The sequence below is a fragment of the Clostridium beijerinckii genome, from assembly GCA_003129525.1.
Classification (GTDB): Bacteria; Bacillota; Clostridia; order Clostridiales; family Clostridiaceae; genus Clostridium; species Clostridium beijerinckii_D.
Map to the genome: position 1 here is coordinate 287,983 of CP029329.1, position 19,668 is coordinate 307,650.

General features: G+C 29.3%; 14 protein-coding genes and 1 other RNA gene. 1 reads left to right on the forward strand and 14 read right to left on the reverse strand.

Translation table 11 applies throughout. The features are described from left to right. Positions 1 to 61: 61 nt before the first annotated feature. Positions 62 to 1,831 carry an isopentenyl-diphosphate delta-isomerase gene (locus DIC82_01220; protein AWK49797.1) on the reverse strand — a complete coding sequence of 590 codons (1,770 nt, stop codon included), beginning with the start codon at positions 1,829 to 1,831 and terminating at the stop codon, positions 62 to 64. 196 nt (positions 1,832 to 2,027) lie between these two features. Next, the gene (locus tag DIC82_01225; protein ID AWK49798.1) at positions 2,028 to 3,893 is read right to left on the reverse strand and encodes an amino acid permease; all 1,866 of its coding nucleotides are present in this window, start codon (positions 3,891 to 3,893) and stop codon (positions 2,028 to 2,030) included. 423 nt (positions 3,894 to 4,316) lie between these two features. Between DIC82_01225 and DIC82_01230 the strand changes: the two genes are divergently transcribed. Continuing rightward, positions 4,317 to 4,787, forward strand: coding sequence for a transcription elongation factor GreA (locus DIC82_01230; GenBank protein AWK49799.1), 471 nt, complete (start codon positions 4,317 to 4,319; stop codon positions 4,785 to 4,787). A 52-nt stretch (positions 4,788 to 4,839) separates the two neighbouring features. Here DIC82_01230 and DIC82_01235 read toward each other — a convergent pair whose 3' ends face one another. The 12 genes from DIC82_01235 to DIC82_01290 form a co-directional block, all read right to left on the reverse strand. Continuing rightward, positions 4,840 to 5,676, reverse strand: coding sequence for a transcription antiterminator BglG (locus DIC82_01235; protein ID AWK49800.1), 837 nt, complete (start codon positions 5,674 to 5,676; stop codon positions 4,840 to 4,842). 21 nt (positions 5,677 to 5,697) lie between these two features. Then, positions 5,698 to 7,818 (reverse strand): PTS glucose transporter subunit IIA, encoded by a 2,121-nt coding sequence (locus DIC82_01240; protein AWK49801.1) that lies wholly within the window; start codon positions 7,816 to 7,818, stop codon positions 5,698 to 5,700. A 289-nt stretch (positions 7,819 to 8,107) separates the two neighbouring features. Beyond that, complete coding sequence (locus DIC82_01245) at positions 8,108 to 9,241, reverse strand: hypothetical protein (GenBank protein AWK49802.1); 1,134 nt, start codon at positions 9,239 to 9,241, stop codon at positions 8,108 to 8,110. Between the two features lie 107 nt (positions 9,242 to 9,348). Next, positions 9,349 to 9,978, reverse strand: a complete 630-nt coding sequence (locus tag DIC82_01250) for a hypothetical protein (protein AWK49803.1) — start codon at positions 9,976 to 9,978, stop codon at positions 9,349 to 9,351. 197 nt (positions 9,979 to 10,175) lie between these two features. Continuing rightward, positions 10,176 to 10,531, reverse strand: a transfer-messenger RNA (tmRNA) gene (gene ssrA / locus DIC82_01255). 226 nt (positions 10,532 to 10,757) lie between these two features. Then, a complete protein-coding gene (locus DIC82_01260) occupies positions 10,758 to 12,575 on the reverse strand; it encodes a histidine kinase (GenBank protein AWK49804.1) in 1,818 nt (605 codons plus the stop codon). A 135-nt stretch (positions 12,576 to 12,710) separates the two neighbouring features. Continuing rightward, positions 12,711 to 12,995, reverse strand: coding sequence for an anti-anti-sigma factor (locus tag DIC82_01265; protein ID AWK49805.1), 285 nt, complete (start codon positions 12,993 to 12,995; stop codon positions 12,711 to 12,713). A gap of 11 nt (positions 12,996 to 13,006) precedes the next feature. After that, the gene (locus tag DIC82_01270; protein AWK49806.1) at positions 13,007 to 15,007 is read right to left on the reverse strand and encodes a methyl-accepting chemotaxis protein; all 2,001 of its coding nucleotides are present in this window, start codon (positions 15,005 to 15,007) and stop codon (positions 13,007 to 13,009) included. Positions 15,008 to 15,083: 76 nt separating this feature from the next. Beyond that, positions 15,084 to 15,470 carry an ATP-binding protein gene (locus tag DIC82_01275; GenBank protein AWK53004.1) on the reverse strand — a complete coding sequence of 129 codons (387 nt, stop codon included), beginning with the start codon at positions 15,468 to 15,470 and terminating at the stop codon, positions 15,084 to 15,086. Positions 15,471 to 15,774: 304 nt separating this feature from the next. Then, positions 15,775 to 16,494, reverse strand: a complete 720-nt coding sequence (locus DIC82_01280) for a hypothetical protein (GenBank protein AWK49807.1) — start codon at positions 16,492 to 16,494, stop codon at positions 15,775 to 15,777. A 372-nt stretch (positions 16,495 to 16,866) separates the two neighbouring features. Beyond that, a complete protein-coding gene (gene gltA / locus DIC82_01285) occupies positions 16,867 to 18,261 on the reverse strand; it encodes a glutamate synthase (NADPH), homotetrameric (GenBank protein ID AWK49808.1) in 1,395 nt (464 codons plus the stop codon). Continuing rightward, complete coding sequence (locus DIC82_01290; protein ID AWK49809.1) at positions 18,261 to 19,151, reverse strand: NAD-binding oxidoreductase; 891 nt, start codon at positions 19,149 to 19,151, stop codon at positions 18,261 to 18,263. Before DIC82_01290 ends, gltA begins: the two co-directional genes overlap by 1 nt. Between the last annotated feature and the right edge of the window lie 517 nt (positions 19,152 to 19,668).

Sequence of the window (19,668 nt, forward strand, 5' to 3'; positions counted from 1 at the left end):
TTTTTTTATATGTGAAATGTTCTTAATTGTGCTTCGTACTCTTTTAATAAGTGAAAAGTTCTTAGTTGCACTTCGTGCCTTTTTTATAGGTGAAATGTTCTTGGTTGTGCTTCGCACTTTTTTTATTGGTGTATATTTTTAGATTTCTATATCTATTATATGATGCCATTATTTCTTGCTTCCTTGGCATAGCTAGACTTCCACTTCCACCTTTTATTCTTTCCATTGATATTAGACCATTTTTCTCTATTTCACAAATTATATTATCCACCATATCTTCGAAACTTAGCCCTTTATTCATAATATTATCTTCTGCCCATTTCATAATTGATCCTATAGAATTTAATTGTTCATTATCTACAATTTGCTCCACAGATCTTAAATTTATATCTTCTTTGTTTATATTTATTGTATCTAAACCTATTGTTTTTATTTTAATACCCTTTTCTCCAGCCCTAATAGTTCCAGCTTTAACTACTCTATTAAATGCAATATTTATTTTTAAATTTTTATCATTAATTCTTTTTATAATATGACCTTTGCTTAATTCTTTAGCTTCTTTTGTGACGTCTTTAGTCTCATAATTATCCATTTGTATTACACAATCTGCTACATCAAAAAAATCTCCACAGCTTCCTACTACTATTATTGTTGAAATATCTTTTTGATCATATAAAGGTCTTACTATTTCAATAAATGGTGTGATTGGCTCCTTTTCTTTAGATACTAATTTTTGCATTAAGTCGTCTCTCATCATGAAATTAGTAGCTGAAGTATCTTCGTCTATTAAAATTACCTTAGAATTACTTTCAATTCCTTCTATTATATTAGCAGCCTGCGATGTACTTCCACTTGCATTTTCGCTGCAGAATTCTTTAGTATCTTTTCCATTAGGTAAATTACTTATAAATAAAGATATATCCGTTTTAGTTATACATCTACTATCTTCCGCCCTCACCTTTAAAGCTGATCCATCTGTTATAACAAATTCTCTACCATCACCTTCAACGTGGTTATAAACTCCAAGTTCTAAAGCTTTTAATAACGTAGATTTACCATGATATCCTCCACCTACTATTAGAGTTATTCCTTTTTTAATACCCATGCCTTTAATTATTCCTTTGCTTTGAGTATTAAATTCTACTTCCAATTCCTTTGGTGAAACAAAAACTTTACCATCTTTTAATGCTTTTGTGGATATGCCACTTTCTCTAGGTAACATTGATCCATTAGCTACAAATGCAATTAGCCCTCTATTATGTAATTCCATCCTTATATGTTCTTGGTCTTCTACAAGTTTTACTCTACTTATTAATTTTTCACTATCAATATTTTTATATATTAAAGTTTTCTCTACAATATTAGGTATAACATTATATAAAATCTTCTCTAGTTCTTTTGATAATACGCTTCGTCCTCTTGCTGGAAATCCAACATAAAGTCTTACTTCTATTTTATTCTCATCTATTATTATTGAAGTTCTCTTTAATATCTCTTGTGAGCATTTACTTATAGCTATTAATCCACTCTTCCCAGATCCAAAAACTCTTTCATTACACCTATTTATATTAGAATAAAATTCTCTTGTTAAATAATCTGCCACTGCAATGTTTTTGTTTTTATTATCAAAAAGTTCCTTTGGGAACTTAGCCACGTTTTGATTTACTATTATTCTAATCCTTGATGGTGATGCAAAAGGATCGCCTTGAACATAATCTATGCTAAGAGTATAGTTATCAAAATCATATTCTCCCTCTAAATCCTTATATAATCTATATGTTTTTCCATCAATTCTATCTAAATCTTTTTTTAACACTTGTGAATTTTTCATATAAATCTCCCTTTTTCATTGCTTACAACTTTAAAAGATGAGCCTAATATAAAGCTCATCTTACTAAATTCATGTTGTGTATATTTATTTACTCATCTGTAAAAATCTATTTTAAAATTGTTCTTCAATATTTTTTAATCCTACTTCAGCCTCTTTATGTTTTTGACGGCCTTCTGTTTGTATTCGAAGTACTTCATCAATGGTCTAATTTAGAAACATCTTCATCTACTAAATGATAAGGAAAAGTAGATACTATTATATTATTGTTCTTCAATAAGGTTTCCCTAATAAAGAAACTTGTATGGTTATGTAAAGCCTTACTCCAATGTCCATAAGTAACAAATTGAGGTACAATTACTGTTATTTTTTCATCTTTAGCTTTTGCATTTGCAATTAGTTCTATATTCTTTAAAAGAGGAGTAACTACAGCTCTAAATGGAGAGTATTTTGCAACAAGTAGTATATCCGTATCCAGTTCACTCCATCTCTGTTTTAGCCTTTCCATTGCTTCCATATCTGTTGAAATATTAAGCGCAATAACATTTCCACTTATACTTTGAGCATACTGAAGTGCACCTATAGTTGCCTTGTTTAAGCTGGCAATTGGAACTATTACAATATGAGTGTACTTTATTTTTAAATCTACACTCTTTAAATTTAGTTGACTAATACTTAATCCACAAGCAACTTTATTATAGTGAGTTTTAATTTTTAACTGTACTGCAATTATAATTATAATTAGAATTACAACTATAAATGCACCCTCACTAAATTTCTCTGCTAAAATTATTACTGTTGTTAATAAAGTAACCAAAGCACCGAATCCATTAATAATAGCACGTTTTACCCAACCTGTACTTCGTTCTTTTCTCCAATGGTTTACCATACCAAATTGACCTAAAGTAAATGATATAAATACTCCTACTGCATATAATGGAATCAATCTATGAGTATCTGCTTTGAATATAATAACTAGAAGACAAGCTATAAATGATAAAGCAATAATTCCAAAAGAAAAGCTAAGCCTTTTGCCTCTAATAGTAAATTGTCTAGGAACAAAACCATCCTTTCCTTCTATATACATAAGCATTGGAAAACCTGTGTATGATGTATTACATGCCATAAGCAAAATTAATGCTGTACTAAATTGTATAATATAATACATTATTCCATTATTGAAAACACCAAAAGCTATTTGTGAAATAACAGTAGGCCCATTTACAATTGGCACAGCCGTATAAAATATTGCAAGTACTGAAGTACCCCCAAATATGAAAAATATTAAAGCTGCTAATAATATCATAACTGTCTTTGCATTTTTTTGGCTCGGTTCCTGAAAATTAGGAACTGAATTACTTACTGCCTCTACACCAGTTAATGCAGAACAACCAGAAGAAAAGGCTCTTAAAATAAGAAATATTGATAAACCTTCTGTAGCCTTTGTAGGAATAGAATACATAGGCTCTGGATGAATATTTAGTACAAAATACTTAAACAAACCATAAAGAATCATGAAAATCATACTAAAAATAAAAATATACGTAGGTATGGCAAAAATTTTTGAAGATTCACTTATACCTCTTAAATTTAAAATAGTTAAAACTACAATTATAACTAAAACAAATACAACTTTATATTCTACTAATCCGCTAAATGCAGAAATAATAGCATCTGCCCCTGCACTAGCACTAACTGCAACTGTAAGTATGTAACTAATTATTAGTCCTGCACCAGCTGCGAGTCCTGCCTTAGTACCTATATTTTCTTTTGCAACCTTATAAGCTCCTCCTCCTTGAGGGTATGCTCTAATAATTTGAATATATGAAATTGTTAATATAATTAATAATCCTATAATCATAAATGAAGTCCATGTTAACCATTGATAAGCCAGCGTGCCTAGAACGATTAAAACAAAAAGAATTTCCTGAGCAGCATACGCCACAGATGATATTGCATCACTAGCCATAATTGCCAGTCCAAAAGGAATATTGTACTTTTCGTGACTACCTTGTTCATTAGCTAACGGTTCTCCTAATAAAACATCTAAAAATTTTGTAAGCATTTATTCATTATCCCCCTATATTATCATATAGAAATCATTGTATATTAATAATGCCTTAGAAAGCAATATTGTAATCCTTATTATATTGATGAAAAATGTAGAAATAACATTATGAATACGAATACATTTACTATTATTGCTCATTTTCTATTTTTAATACCTTTTTTTATTACAGTTCTAAATATTCTTCACTATATTAAATAGAGTGTATTATCTGCCGAGAACTTTTCACGAAGTCTTAATGAATATAAAAGTTCACTACCAGCAATTATAATGCTAACAGTTTCTACTACCAAACCTTTAGTAAATTTTATCACCAAGTTATCGGTGGGTTCAAAAAAATAAAAGGTACTTTCCCTTTTATTTTTTTATATATAATATATAATATATATATTATATATTTCCAGGGAGGTTTAGTTTTTTATGAATAATAAACTAACAGAAGAAAATATTAAAAGTTTAAGAGATGAATTAGAATATAGGATGACAGTAAAAAGAGCTGAAATAGCAAAAGAAAAATTAGTAGCTGCTGCACATGGCGATAGGTCAGAAAATGCGGAATATAAAGAAGCCTGTGCAAACTATAGAGAAAATGATAATAGAATCCAATATTTGTTAACTATGATTTCAACAGCAACTGTAATAGATGATAAGAATGTTGATAAATCAATATTAGGTCTTAATAGTAAAGCTAGAATTAAATTTATAGATGATGAATATGAAGCTATTGTAACATTAGTAACTACTATGGATTTAGACCCTGAAAATATGCTTATAAGTATAGAATCAGATTTAGGAAAAGCATTATTAGGCAAAAGAATTGGAGATATAGTTGAAGTTAATGCTCCAGGAGAAAAATATACAATAGAAATATTAGAATTATTAACTCAATAAAATAACCCTCGAAATCAACTTTTTTTGATTTTCGAGGGTATATTTTTATTTTTTATTCCTTTAATTCATCTGAAAATACTCTTTCAATATGTATTGCAAGATATCCAATTTCTACTTCTTTAATTTCTTTGTTTAATTCACTGCCTAATTTTTTGCAGATATCTTCAGCAATTTTAAATGACTTTTTAAACCGTTCCTTAATATAATCATTCATATCAAGCTTTAATACTTCACCCTTTAATGTTCTTGCTGTCATATATTTAATATGACTCATAAGACGATTATAGGATAAAGATTCAATATCTATTGTCTTTCCAATGTTCTTTTCAATAGATGTAATACAACTTCTGACAAGCATTGCCATTTCCATTGCCTGCGATATTTTTTCATTTCCCAGGCTTGAATGAATATGAAGTGCTATATAACCAATCTCATCTTCATTTATCTCAACATCTACTGCTTCTTTTATGATGTCTTTTCCCTTGCATGCTACTTCATATTCTTCTGAGAATAAAGCTCTAATGTCTGGTGTTAAAGGATTGCTTATATGTTCATTATTTTTTATTCTTTTAACTGCAAATGCAATATGATCTGCAAGAGGGCATAAAATGTTCTCATCTACTTCTTTAAATTTTTTTTGTGCTTCCGTAATGATAGCACTGGCAATTTCTAAAAACTTTGGTTCAATATTATTTATTATCTCTTTAGTTGAACCTCTTTCTGTTTCTTGTTGCAATAGATATATATGGGTATCCTCCGGTGCTTCCATACGTTCATTCACCTTTTTCCCAAAACCTATACCTTTTCCAAGCAATATATGTTCCTTATTCGTATCCATATCTATAGCCAGTACCCCATTATGATTTAATGCCTTTATCACTCTGAACATTTTATGCCTCCTCTTTACATGTTATTCAAATACATCAATGGCGATTATTGCTTCTCCAGCTTTTATCTCACCTGCATTTAATAAACGTACTTTTTGTTTATTGCTTAATGCTGTGCAAATTATTGGTGATGCAATAGATGGTGCATTAGCTTTTATGAATTCTAAGTCAAAACTTAATAATTTATCACCCATCTTTACCTTATCTCCATCTTTTACAAAAGTTTCAAAGCCTTTTCCATCTAGATTTACTGTATCTATACCTATATGAATAAGTAATTCAAGTCCATTAATTGTTGTTAATCCTACTGCATGTTTTGATGGAAATACAAAACTTATTTCTCCATCTGCTGGTGCTACAACAGTACCATCAGTTGGAATAACTACAACTCCATCTCCCATCATCTTGTTTGCAAATGCTGCATCTGGAGCTTCTGATAAATCTTTAGCAACACCTGTTAATGGACTGTTTAAGATTATTGTATTAATAACTTTTTCTTGAATTTCTTTTTCTTGTACTTTTTCTTCTTTATTTTCTTCTACTGTATTTATAGAAACTTCTTCATTTGGAGCTATAACTAAGTAATCTTCTAAATTTGATTTTATAACTGTTACTCTTGGTCCATATATAATTTGAACTCCAACACCTTTATGGATTAATCCTGAAGCTCCTGATTGTTTTAATAACGCTTCATTTACTAATTCCGATTTATGTACTGTACAACGTAATCTTGTTGCACAACAGTCAACATCTGAAATATTCTTCTTTCCACCAAGACCTTGACATATCATAGCTGAAAGTTCATCTACATTATCAGCATTTTTCTTTGCTTCTAGATCACTTCTATTGTAAAGTTTCACTTCTTCATTATCATCACGTCCTGGAGTCTTTAAATCTAATTTCTTAATTAATAAAGAGAATAATAAATAGTATACTACAAAATATACAACACCTACAACTATAACCCATATCCAACTTGTCTTTGCATTTCCTTGTAAGATACCAAATAGAAATAAATCAATAAATCCACCAGAGAAGGTCATACCTACTCCAACGTTCAACATGTGCATAAACATATATGCAAGTCCTGCAAATACACAGTGAATTCCATATAATAATGGTGCAACAAATAAAAATGTAAATTCAATTGGTTCTGTAATACCTGTAAGCATTGAAGTCAATGCTGCAGATAGTAACAATCCGCCTACTTGTTTTCTCTTTTCTGGTCTAGCACATCTGTACATTGCAAGTGCTGCTCCAGGTAAACCAAATATCATAAGTGGAAATTTACCTGACATAAATCTTGTTGCAGAAATACTAAAATGCGTTATTCCTGGAGTCGCAAGTTCTGCAAAGAAAATATTTTGAGCTCCTTCGATAACCTTTCCACCAACTTCAGCTGTACCACCAACTGCTGTTTGCCAGAATGGTAAATAGAATACATGATGAAGACCAAAAGGTATTAATAAACGTTCCATTAAACCATAAACCCATGTTCCTGCATAACCTGATGCGAGTACTATCTCTCCAACTTTATAAATACCTGCTTGAACTGGAGGCCAAGCATAAAACATTAAGATTCCAACAATTAAATATGTTACTGCACTTACAATTGGCACAAATCTAGTTCCACCAAAGAATGATAATACCTGTGGTAATTCAATTTTGTAAAATCTATTATGTAGTGCTGCTACACCAAGTCCTACAATAATGCCACCAAAAACGCCCATTTGTAACGAAGTAATACCAAGTACTGAAGTTGCTGCACCGCTAAGAAGAACATCAGTACCACCATTAATATTAATCATAGCACCTATTGATGCATGCATAATAAAGAATGCAATTGCTGCGGCTAGTGCTGCAACTTCTTTTTCTTTTTTTGACATACCTATTGCAACACCCATTGCAAATAGTAAAGGCAAATTTCCAAACACTACACTTCCTGCAGCATTCATTACAGAAAGAATTGAATAAACAAATGTACCAGGTCCGATTAAATTAGTAAGCCCATAAGCTTCAAGCATTGTTGCATTAGTAAATGAGCCACCTACACCTAAAAATAGTCCCGCAACTGGTAAAATTGCAATTGGAAGCATAAATGATCTTCCTACACGTTGTAAAACACCAAAAATTTTGTCTTTCATGACTTTTCTCCTTTTTATATAATTATTTTCGTATATTAGGATGTTTTTGAATACTTTGCACACAAAAAAGCATCAACTAACATAAACATCTCCCAATATTTATGTATAGTTAATGCCTGCTTACCAGTTACCAGTTACATACTATATCATTAACTTTAATCTACCACATTTAAAATCATCGGTCAAGGTTTTCGTTTATATTCATTTCATCATACGACATTATTATATATATTTCTTACAATTTTCATATTCATAAAAAAATATTATTTATTATTTTATAAGTACACTATCATTCACCATATTTTTTACTATATTTCACCTGTAATTTTATATTGGGATGTTTTTTACAAAACTGACTAATTACAAAATAGCAACTTGGGCATGGTTCCCATTTACTATACAAAATAAGATTTCCTTCATTTTTCAATTCTTTTGCTTCTATTTGTTTATGTATTTCTTCGATTATCTTTTTTTCGCTATCGTTAACTCTGTTATATCCAGTTCCTAGCTTACCTAATTTATTAACTTTACAACTTTTAAAAATTGCCGAATCTTTTGTTGGTGCAGTGCAATAATCTATTATATTATTACTACCACTTATTGCTTTAAATTCCTTATTATCATATATTGCTACTGCTATGTTTATAGTATCCTGTAGAGCTTTACTTTGATCTATTTTTAATGTTGTTTTTTCTTTTTCGCAAACTTTCATATATTTATTCATATTCTTTATTAAACGTTGCATTCTTGGTATGTTGTTACTTAAATATTCATGATACTCTACCGAGCCCTTCTTTGCTTTAATATATTCATAATTTATTTTTTTAGGTATTTCTATAGATATTGTTTTAGTTTTAGTTTGCGCATTATATGTTTCTTTTATGCCTTCTTTTCTAATAAGAACCATTTTTTTCAGTAGTTCAATATCTTTTGCATAAATATAGTCCTTATCTAATTCTTTTTCTAAATTATCCAATTTTGCTTTCTCGTCTTCATTTATTATTCCAGATATATTGCTTTTTATTTCTTCTATGGCTTTTATGATATCTTCAACATTATCTTGAGAGCCCATCACCCGTTCATATTCAATTCTATCTATATTTAGTTTTTTTATTTTACTTATTTTTTCACACAATTTGTCATGTTCATTTTCAAATAATATCATTTTTTCTATATAGTCCATAAAATCTCTAATATCATTTGCTCTATATGTAATCTCAGTATCCTGAAGGCACATATGCAATCTCTCTATTACACTATTATCCACTTCAAAAGTCCTTATAATTTTTTCTTTAAATTTTTCTTCCTCAAATTCATTTATCTTATATCCTTCTGATTTTAATGCATCCTTAAAATCATTTAAATTATTAATTCTTATTCGTTCTTTTTTTATCTTCTTTAAAGTCATATTTCTTTGTATCATACCCACCTCTTATCTTTTGAGCCCATGTTAGAAAAAGTAATGCAATATTTATTATTCAAGTATCAATATAATTAACATGTAACATTTTGTATATCATGCTCTTAAACTTAGCTTATTTTCCCACCATATTTTATTAATATATCTTCTATCTCTTTATTTTTGCACAGATATAATGGCGTATGTCCTTCATTATTTTTGGAATTTATATTAAACCCAAGAGAGATAAGAATTTTAAAAAAATCTTCAAAAATTTCAGTATTACAGTTCAAAAAATCATGATGTAATAAGTTATTGTTATATTTATCAGTATGTTTGATATCTGCTCCATATTTCACAAGAAGGTTCAAAAGTTCTACTGAATAATTAAAACTACAATAAAAAACAGGAGTTTTACCTGATATATTTTCAGCATTTACTTTAGCTCCTCTATCTAACAACAATTCAACAACATCAATTTTAGGTTTTGCTCTTGCACATATTCTATGCAAAGGTGTTTCTTTCAGGTAACTTTGATAGCTGTTGATGTCTGCACCACTATTTATTAAAAGTTCTATTACTCCGAAATAATTGTTTTCACAATTATCTATTGCTAAATGAAGCAGGCTCTTATTATCATATTTTTTATTAACATCACCTACATTTTTCAAGAAAATTTTAAGTTCATTCAAATTCCCCTCTTCTATTATTTTTAAAATAGATTTTGGCTTTGAACCAAACAAAATATCATGAATTTTCATGATAATTACCTCCTAATATTGTACCAACATAATCATATAATATAAATATATCAAACTTTAAATCACTGACTTCTTGTTGTTACTCTTATTTTTACTTAATCATTATATTTTAAAATTATTCCTCACCTCTTATTTCCAAATCATTGCAAAGTAAAAAATCCCCGTCAATACTTAATTAGTATTGTCGAGGATATGCTTGGTGGAGGCGAGGGGTATCGAACCCCTGTCCGAAAGCAGCTGAATTTGCCTTTCTCCGAGTGCAGTCTAAGTTTTAAGATTCCCCAAAAGCATCGCCCTTAGACAGGCTATACTTTCCGGTAGCTTCATAAATACCCCTTTAGCTCAAAGCTTTGCTAAACTTCGTTTCCTACTTAATGACACCAGTTATCCAAGCCGTAGGCAACCTGGGCTGATGAGTAGCTTTAAACTAAGCTGCTATTGCAAAATTGTCTTCTGCGTTTACATTAGTGCATACTTGATTTGCGAGGACACATGCTTCCCTCGACTCGCTTAACAAACCCTATCCCACCCCCGTCGAAGCCAAGGCGCCCCCACGTTGAAGATGGTTTAAAAACAAATTCAATTTTCAAAGAATAGTCATCTTATATTTCTTATTCTATATCAATCAATGGACACTGTCAACTGGAACATTGTTACTCTGCTATAATCAAAACTCCATAAAACCCGCATTATAACTATAAATAAGAGTCTTAAGGTGAATGTATAAATTTTATATTTGAAAACATTAACTTTCCATGTAATCATTTTATATCCAGCTTTTACTTTATTTCAATTGCAATCATTGTACAATCATCTTCTAATTTTCCATTTTCTAGTATAGTATCATCTAAAAATTCATCTATATACTCTTTAAACTTATATATACTAACTTTTTTCATATATCTTTGTACAATTTTATCTTCATCCAATATAAAATCTAATCCATCAGAAAAAAAGAACACTCTATCCCCAGATTCAAAAGAGATTATCATTTCAGAAAATTCACTATTTTCAAACATGCCTAAAAAAGCACCTTCAATAATTTTTTCTTCTACATCTTTATCTTTCTTTTGAAAAATAAATTGATTTATTCCTGCTCCAACTACTTTAAGTTCTTTTTTATTAAAATCCATACTAAAGCAGCATACAGCAATATAATTTTCCTCATAATAAGTCACCAATTTTTTATTTAAATTATTAACTATATTAATTGGATCATGTGTTATAGCCATTTCTTGAAGAAATAAAATATCTAATGCAGATATATTAAGAGCTGCTGATACTCCTTTTCCTCTAACATCTATGACTATTCCTATAATTAATTCCTCGCTTATTTTATGGATGTGATAAAAATCACCACTAATAGTATTCGCTGGTACATATATACTTACAGTATTAATAAACTCCTCTGCTGGGAAACATTTTTGTAGCGTTTTCCGTTGTAAATCAGCAGCTTTATTTAACTCTTGTTTAATCTTAGTAATATCTCTTATAACTGCTAAAATAGCCGGATTACCATCATCTTCTATATAACTACAAGATATCTGCAAATTAGTTAATTTGCTATCAGAAAAATCAAACTCATAATCATAAGTATCTTTTATTTTTTTTTGCGATATTATATTTCTAAATCGTTTGTGTAGAGCTTTTATATGTTTATCTTGGAAATATTTATATACATTACTATCAATAATTTCACTATGATCTAACCCAATTAAATTACAAGCCTCCTGATTTGCTAAAACAATTTTATTGTCTACTATAATAACTATAGGATCATGAAAATTATTAAGAATTTGTTTATATCTTTTTTTACCGTCTTGAAGTATTTTATCAAGAATCTTTTTTTCAGTAATATCCCTAAGTCTTTCAACAATAAATAATATTTCTCCATCTTCATCTAATACTGGATTGTAACAGATATCCATAAACTTATTCACTTCTGGAATATACCTTTCCTTGGTAATCATTTGCTTGGTTTTAATAACTTCTTCAAAATAACAATTTATACATTTTTCTTTTCTAGATAAAATTTCATAGCACATTTTGCCCTTTACTTCTTGTGGAGTTGTATTATAAAAACTATAGGCTGCTTCATTGAAAAAAGCTATTGTATAATCTGGATTATACACTCTTATAATATCAGGAATACCTTTCATAATTCCATTAATATTTTTTACTATATTTTTATTTTTAGTAACATCAATAGCAATAATTAAAATATATTTCTTTTTATTATCTATAAAATAAAATATATTTGCTTCAACATAAATATATTTTCCACATTTGGATTTTAGCATCATATCAACTTTATCACATCTTTTATGAATTATATTTCTATATAACTCTAAAACAGTTCCTTTTTTATCAAAGATAAAAATATCTGAAGGTTTTAAATCAGTAAAGTTTTCCTTTGAATATCCTAAGCTGCTACATGCCTTACTATTAACATCTATAAAGCATTTGGGTGCAAATAATTCATCAACTTCTAAAACAAATGCTAATTCATTTATTTTATCCCAAAGCTCTTTATAATTATTAATATTCAGTTCTATATTTTTATCTAACATTGCTACATCATCTTTGCTTCTATACATAACCCCAATTATCCTTTCAATCTAAATTACTTTTATCATAAGAATTTAGATATTTTTCATAAATATCTAAAAAAATAGTTGTCTCAATGCAAACTATATAAGCATATTGGACCACTATTTTTTCACTTCTACTATTTATGAATTTATTTGAAATACCTTATCCAATCTTGTAAGCTTAAATAACTTTTCAACTTCTGGTTTTAGCGACTTTAATTTTATACTTCCACCATTTTCAGTACATTTCTTATAAATTGATACCAATGCTCCAAGACCAGTACTATCTATAAAATCACACCCACTAAAATTAAAAGTAAAGTCTTTATGCCCATCTTCCATTAGTTTATTTACGTTAATTCTAAATATTGCAACTTCATCTACAACAAAGTTTTTAGGTATATTTATATTAAAATTATTTTCCATCAATTCTCACCTCATATTTTAAATCTTTCAACAAGTTTAGTTAATTCCTCTGCCATAGCACTTGTTTCTTCAGCTGTAGCTGTCAAGTTATTGATTGCACTTGCTTGTTCCTCTGCTACTAAGGATACATTTTCACTACCTGCAGAATTGTTTTCTGTTATTGTAGCTATTTCATTTATAAGCTTAACTACTTTATCAGAAGATGCAACTTCATCCCCAGTAATATCAAGTATTTCATTAACATGTGCAACTATATTATCTATAGCATTAATTATATTAACGAATGCTTTATCAGTTTCTGATACTATTGCTACCCCATTATCAACTTCTGCTTTAGCTTTTCCCATTGCAGTTACTGCATTTTTTATTTGTTTCATCATTTCATTAACCAATATATCTATTTCTTTAGCTTGACTATTTGATTCTTCTGATAATTTACGTACTTCATCCGCTACCACGCTAAAGCCCTTACCATGCTCCCCTGCCCTAGCTGCTTCTATTGCTGCATTTAGTGCTAAAAGATTTGTTTGCTCTGCAATAGAATTCATAGTATTTATTATTCCTCCAACTTGAACTGATAAACCATTTACACATTCAAGTGCTAGCGCAGTTTCATCACTGCCTGTACTAATAACATTCATAGCCTTTACAGTTTCTTCTACCTTTTCTCTTCCAAGATCAGCTACAGCTTTTGTATCAACAGCATTTAAACTTGTAGCCTTAGCTCTATTTTGTGCTAATTGAACAAGACTTGATAATTGTACTAATACTCCTGAAACATCTACTATTGATTCATTTTGTTTTTCTGCATCTTCTGCTACTTGATTCATTGTAGCACTAATTTCCTCTGTTGTAGCACTTATTTCTTCAGATGAAGCTGCCATTTCTTCTGAAGCTGCATTTAGCTGTTCTGCAGCATTAGTCACATTTCTGACTATATGATCCTGATGCTTTATCATTTCATTAAAAGAATTTCCAAGCTCTTCAATTTCATCATTACTTTTTATATTTATATTAACCGTTAAATCTCCTTCACCTGCACTTCTCATTAACTTTTCTAATTTTATAATAGGGTTAATAATACCTTTAGTTGAATATAAATAAGCACATATCATAGCAATAATAATAGATATTATAACAATAACTATTGTATAATTTCTGATACTTATTGCTGAAGCCATATATTCATCATAATCAGCTGTTACTGCAATTACCCAATTATCAACTGGTTGAAAAACAGTATATTTATACTCATTATTATAAGTATAAAAACTCTCCGATGTTTTTCCCTCTTTCATTTCATTTATAATAAGTTTAAACTTATCATTTGCTTTGTCACTTATATTTTCCTTTAAAATCTTGCTAGTATCAGGATGAGAAACAATTAATCCATTTTTATCAATCATATATGCATATCCATTTTCGCCAATTTTTATTTTCGATGCATAGCTTGAAATACTATCAAATTTTATACTTCCAACTAAAGTTCCAATAATCTTGTCCCCATCTTTAAGCGGATAAGCTATAGATATTGCAGTATTCCCAGTAATTCTAGATATTAATACATCACTAACTGTTTCTTCCCCACTACTAAGTGCTTTTTTCATAAAATCACGATCACTTAAATCTAAATCAGGTTCCTTTTTGTCACTCTCAATAATCACTTTACCATTAGCATCTGTAATGAATAATACCTCCATAGAATCCTCATTGTTTTTTTGAACATTTTGAATATATTGAAAAGCTGTATCAATATCAGATTGACTTAAATTTTGAGCTGCCTTTCCAAGGTCGCTATTTAAGCTTGCTATTTCTAAAGAATGCTTTACTGAGTCTATTGTTTTTTCAATTAAAGCAGATGTATCAGAAGTCTGTTCCTTCAATTGTTGATGAACAGATGCTTGTATAGAATTGGTAGCCATCGTATAAGATATATACCCCAAAAGCCCCATAGGTAAAGAGATAATAATAAAAAATGTGACCATTAGTTTTGTCTTTAAAGAGATTTTCATTAAAATTGCCTCCTAGTAATATATAACAGTGATTAGAGTATATGTAATCACTTTATTGTGTTAAATTCCTCTTTGTTTATAAAATATACTTTTTCATAGTTATAGAATTACATTCAAATTCCACTTCATCAGCATAAGAATATATAATATATAATCCTCTTCCGCACTCCTCTAAAATGTTGTCTTCATTTATTTCTTTATGATTCCTTAAGTTTTTAACTCCATCTCCACAGTCAGTTACAGAAACTATCAATAAGTTTTCTTTAAATTTCCACCTAAGTGTTATTGGCTTATTTTTATCACTATTGTTACCATGAATAAAAGCATTATTAATGGCTTCAATTATAATTAATTTTATTTCAAAATACTGTTTTTTTAAATTTAATGGATTAATAATATCATCTAGTTTTTCGCTAATATTATCTACTCCATAAAATAACATTTTACTCTGAGTAACCGGCATATTTAAATTCCCTCCTCTTTTAATATTAACATTACTTTCTATTATCACATTTATTTCATCATTTTTCAACATATACCATCATTTTATCATATAGTCTTACAAGGTTTATATTAATTTCCAATGTGCAACACATATTAAATTACATAGAATATCCTAAATTTGTATAAATAGAAGATTAAGGTACAATCAAAAAATAACTGTTCAAAAATAATTTAAAATTATCATTGAGCAGTTATTTCTTAACATATCTAATAATATATAATGTAAACTAACTTATTCTAATTGTGAGGTAAAAATAAATTAATTATGCAATAACAGTAACACTATCTTCTACATCCTCATATTTTTCTTTTACTATTAAATTTACAAACTTCTCTCCATAAGGAAGACAGAATTGTATAAATGGTCCTGTTGCTAGCATAGCTATCACTGTTCCAATTCCAATTTTTCCTCCTAATATAAATCCTATAATTAAAAATCCACCATCTAATCCAATTCTAATCCAACGATATTGAACTTTAGTTTTATCTTGAATGATAAATGGAACAATATCATTTGGAGCAACTCCTACATTAGCCGCTGATAAAACTGCAAATCCAATTGCAATTATTAAACATCCAAATGCAACTAATAATGCTTTTATAACATAGTTATAAGATTCAACGGGGAAATACGAAACTACTTTTACTCCAAGGTCAATAATTGGCCCTACACCAATAACACAAATCAATGTTCCTATTTTTATGCGGCTCTTTTCAACTAAGACTATTACAACAAATAGTATAATTAATATAATCATGTTAGCTACTCCCGGTGTTACCTCTGCAGTTCCACTTATTAGTTTAACTAATGAAAAATCCTTTAATCCTGTTTTATTTAATGTGAATGCTAATCCTTGAGTAAATACTGTAAATGGATCAGAACCAATATTAGCTTTTAAAAATAATGCTACTCCAAACTGGATTATACTCATTCCAACAAAAAATAGGACTAATCTTTTAAGTAAGTTAATTGCTTTGTTCATATTTTTTCTCCTTTTTATATAATTTATTTTTTACAATTGGGATGTTTGCATAATTTTTCCGCAAAAAAAAGCATCAACTAACATAAACATCCTCAAATATCTATGCATAGTTAATGCCTGCTTACCAGTAACATACTATATCATTTATTTAATTTATCATATTTACAATGATCCGTCAATAATTTCATTAATATTTATTTCATCAAAAAAACAATTTCATTTGTTTAAGCTAAAAGAGCATTTGAACAATATGTTAAAAAAATAAAAGTTTTCTCTTTAAGTTCTTAACTTATTAGAACAAATGCTCTTATAATTTATTTGTATTTAAATAAACTCAATACAACATATGTTTTGGCTGATTGTTGATTTATTCTACTTTTGTTGTAAATATTCATCTATAGCTTTTGCTGCTTTTTTACCAGCTCCCATAGCTAAGATTACTGTTGCTGCTCCTGTAACTGCATCTCCACCAGCATAAACGCCTTCTTTTGTAGTAAGACCAGTTTCATCTTCAGCTACGATACATCTTCTCTTATTAATTTCTAATCCTTCAGTTGTTGAAGATATTAATGGATTTGGTGATGTTCCAAGAGACATTATTACAGTATCTACATCCATAACAAATTCTGATCCTGCAACTTCAACTGGACTTCTTCTACCAGATGCATCTGGTTCTCCAAGTTCCATTCTTACACATTTCATTCCTGTAACCCATCCCTTTTCATCTACTAAGATTTCAGTTGGGTTAGTTAAAACATCGAATATTACTCCTTCTTGCATAGCATGATGTACTTCTTCAGCTCTTGCAGGAAGTTCAGATTCTCCTCTTCTATATACAATATGACTTTCAGCTCCAAGTCTTAATGCAGTTCTTGCTGCATCCATAGCAACATTTCCCCCACCAACAACTGCAACTTTATTTCCAGTTCTAACTGGAGTTTCATATCCTTCTACAGCTGCTTTCATTAAGTTAACTCTTGTTAGGAATTCATTTGCAGAGCATACTCCATTAGCATTTTCTCCTGGTATTCCCATAAATCTAGGAAGACCTGCTCCCGAACCTATAAATACAGCTTTAAAATCTTCATCTTCAAACAATTCATCTATTGTTATTGTTCTTCCGATAATAACATTAGTTTCAATTTTAACACCTAATTTTCTAATATTATTTACTTCATTTTTAACAACTTTTTCTTTTGGAAGTCTGAATTCTGGAATACCATATTCTAAAACTCCGCCTGCTTTATGAAGTGCTTCAAAGATTGTAACATCATATCCCTTTTTAGCTAAATCTCCAGCACACGTTAATCCTGATGGACCACTTCCTACAACTGCAACTTTGATTCCATTATTAGGTTCTGTTGCACTTAAATCAACATTATGTTCTGCTGACCAGTCTGCTGTAAATCTTTCAAGTTTACCTATAGATACAGCATCACCCTTTATACCTAAAACACATCTTTGTTCACATTGCTTTTCTTGTGGACAAACTCTTCCACAAACTGCTGGAAGTGCACTATATTTTGCAATTTCTTTTGCTGCATCTTCAAATTTTTCATCTTTAACATGAGCAATAAATCCTGGTATATTAATTGATACCGGACAACCTTCTACACATTTAGGATTTTTACAATTTAAACATCTTGCTGCTTCTTTTGTAGCTTCTTCTTCGTTATATCCTAAACAAACTTCTTCAAAGTTTGTAGCTCTCACCTTTGGATCTTGTTCTCTTACAGGTATTCTAACTAATCTTTCCTTCATATCCATTACTTATCACCTCTACAACCGCAGCCACCATTACTATGAGTAGCTCCTTCTTCTGCCTTTAATTGAATTTTTCCTTCTTCTGTTTTATACATAGTTTGTCTTCTCATTGATTCATCATAATTTACTAGATGCCCATCAAATTCAGGTCCATCAACACAAGCAAATTTAACTTCACCGCCAACAGTTACTCTACATGCTCCACACATTCCAGTACCATCAACCATTATTGGATTTAAACTTACTGTAGTTGGAATTTCTAATTCCTTAGTTAACATAGAAGTAAATTTCATCATTATCATTGGTCCAATAATAATAGCATGATCATACTTTTTACCTTGATTATTAACTAAATCTTTAAGCATATCTGATCCAGTTCCTTTAAATCCATATGTTCCATCATCAGTTGTTACATAAAGATTCCCAGCAACCTTTCTTAATTCTTCTTCATATATTAGTAGGTCTTTTGTTCTACTTCCTAATATAACATCTGTATCTATTCCTTGTTCATGCATCCATTTTACTTGTGGATAAACTGGTGCCGCACCAACTCCACCTGCAATAAATATAATCTTCTTTTTCTTTAATTCTTCTATATCTTCATGTATTAATTCACTTGGTTGTCCAAGAGGTCCAACAAAATCAGCCACTTCTTGTCCAACTTCATATGAAGCTAATTCCTTTGTTCCTTTTCCAACAGTTTGGAAAACTATTGCAACAGTTCCCTTTTCTTTATCATAATCTGCTATTGTAAGTGGAATTCTTTCACCTTTTTCATTATTCTTTATAATAATAAATTGACCTGGTTTTGCAGATTTAGCTACTCTTGGAGCTTCTATATCCATTAAGAATATATTATCTGTAAGTTCCTTTTTGCTAATTATTTTATACATGCCATAGCACCCCTTTTTATTATGTTAAGTTTTAGACACATGAATGAAAATAACAACTCAAAAATGCATTATATATTTTGTGATACCCTTTTATTCCATAAGTTAAACTAAATTCAGCTGGAATATAAAATTCCACCTAAAAATTTTTACTTTATATCACTCTAAAATGTAAGTTATTATCATAGTAATCTATTAACGAACTTACCACCGCAGGATAATACAAAACAGACAAGCATACTGGTATATTATTTTTTAAATGTGCCCTATCACTTTATTATATAGTTTACACTATTATTCTGAATTTTTAAAATACTTTTTATTAAATTTCCTGTGTTTTTATGTTTTTTTGAAAATTATTTATCATATTGAATTATTTTCTGACACATTATATTTACAAAATAAGAAATAAGCGGCAAATAATTTACAAAATGTAAAATATTTGCCACTTATACTGTTTAGTAGTAGTTTATATAATTAATATTTCCCTGTTCATAAGTAATATGTTTTTCATTTAAAT

Coding starts and splice junctions, on each gene's coding strand:
- DIC82_01220 (AWK49797.1), bottom strand. CDS start 1,831: ATGAAAAATTCACAAGTGTTAAAAAAAGATTTAGATAGAATTGATGGA.
- DIC82_01225 (AWK49798.1), bottom strand. CDS start 3,893: ATGCTTACAAAATTTTTAGATGTTTTATTAGGAGAACCGTTAGCTAAT.
- DIC82_01230 (AWK49799.1), top strand. CDS start 4,317: ATGAATAATAAACTAACAGAAGAAAATATTAAAAGTTTAAGAGATGAA.
- DIC82_01235 (AWK49800.1), bottom strand. CDS start 5,676: ATGTTCAGAGTGATAAAGGCATTAAATCATAATGGGGTACTGGCTATA.
- DIC82_01240 (AWK49801.1), bottom strand. CDS start 7,818: ATGAAAGACAAAATTTTTGGTGTTTTACAACGTGTAGGAAGATCATTT.
- DIC82_01245 (AWK49802.1), bottom strand. CDS start 9,241: ATGATACAAAGAAATATGACTTTAAAGAAGATAAAAAAAGAACGAATA.
- DIC82_01250 (AWK49803.1), bottom strand. CDS start 9,978: ATGAAAATTCATGATATTTTGTTTGGTTCAAAGCCAAAATCTATTTTA.
- DIC82_01260 (AWK49804.1), bottom strand. CDS start 12,575: ATGTATAGAAGCAAAGATGATGTAGCAATGTTAGATAAAAATATAGAA.
- DIC82_01265 (AWK49805.1), bottom strand. CDS start 12,995: ATGGAAAATAATTTTAATATAAATATACCTAAAAACTTTGTTGTAGAT.
- DIC82_01270 (AWK49806.1), bottom strand. CDS start 15,007: ATGAAAATCTCTTTAAAGACAAAACTAATGGTCACATTTTTTATTATT.
- DIC82_01275 (AWK53004.1), bottom strand. CDS start 15,470: ATGCCGGTTACTCAGAGTAAAATGTTATTTTATGGAGTAGATAATATT.
- DIC82_01280 (AWK49807.1), bottom strand. CDS start 16,494: ATGAACAAAGCAATTAACTTACTTAAAAGATTAGTCCTATTTTTTGTT.
- gltA (AWK49808.1), bottom strand. CDS start 18,261: ATGGATATGAAGGAAAGATTAGTTAGAATACCTGTAAGAGAACAAGAT.
- DIC82_01290 (AWK49809.1), bottom strand. CDS start 19,151: ATGTATAAAATAATTAGCAAAAAGGAACTTACAGATAATATATTCTTA.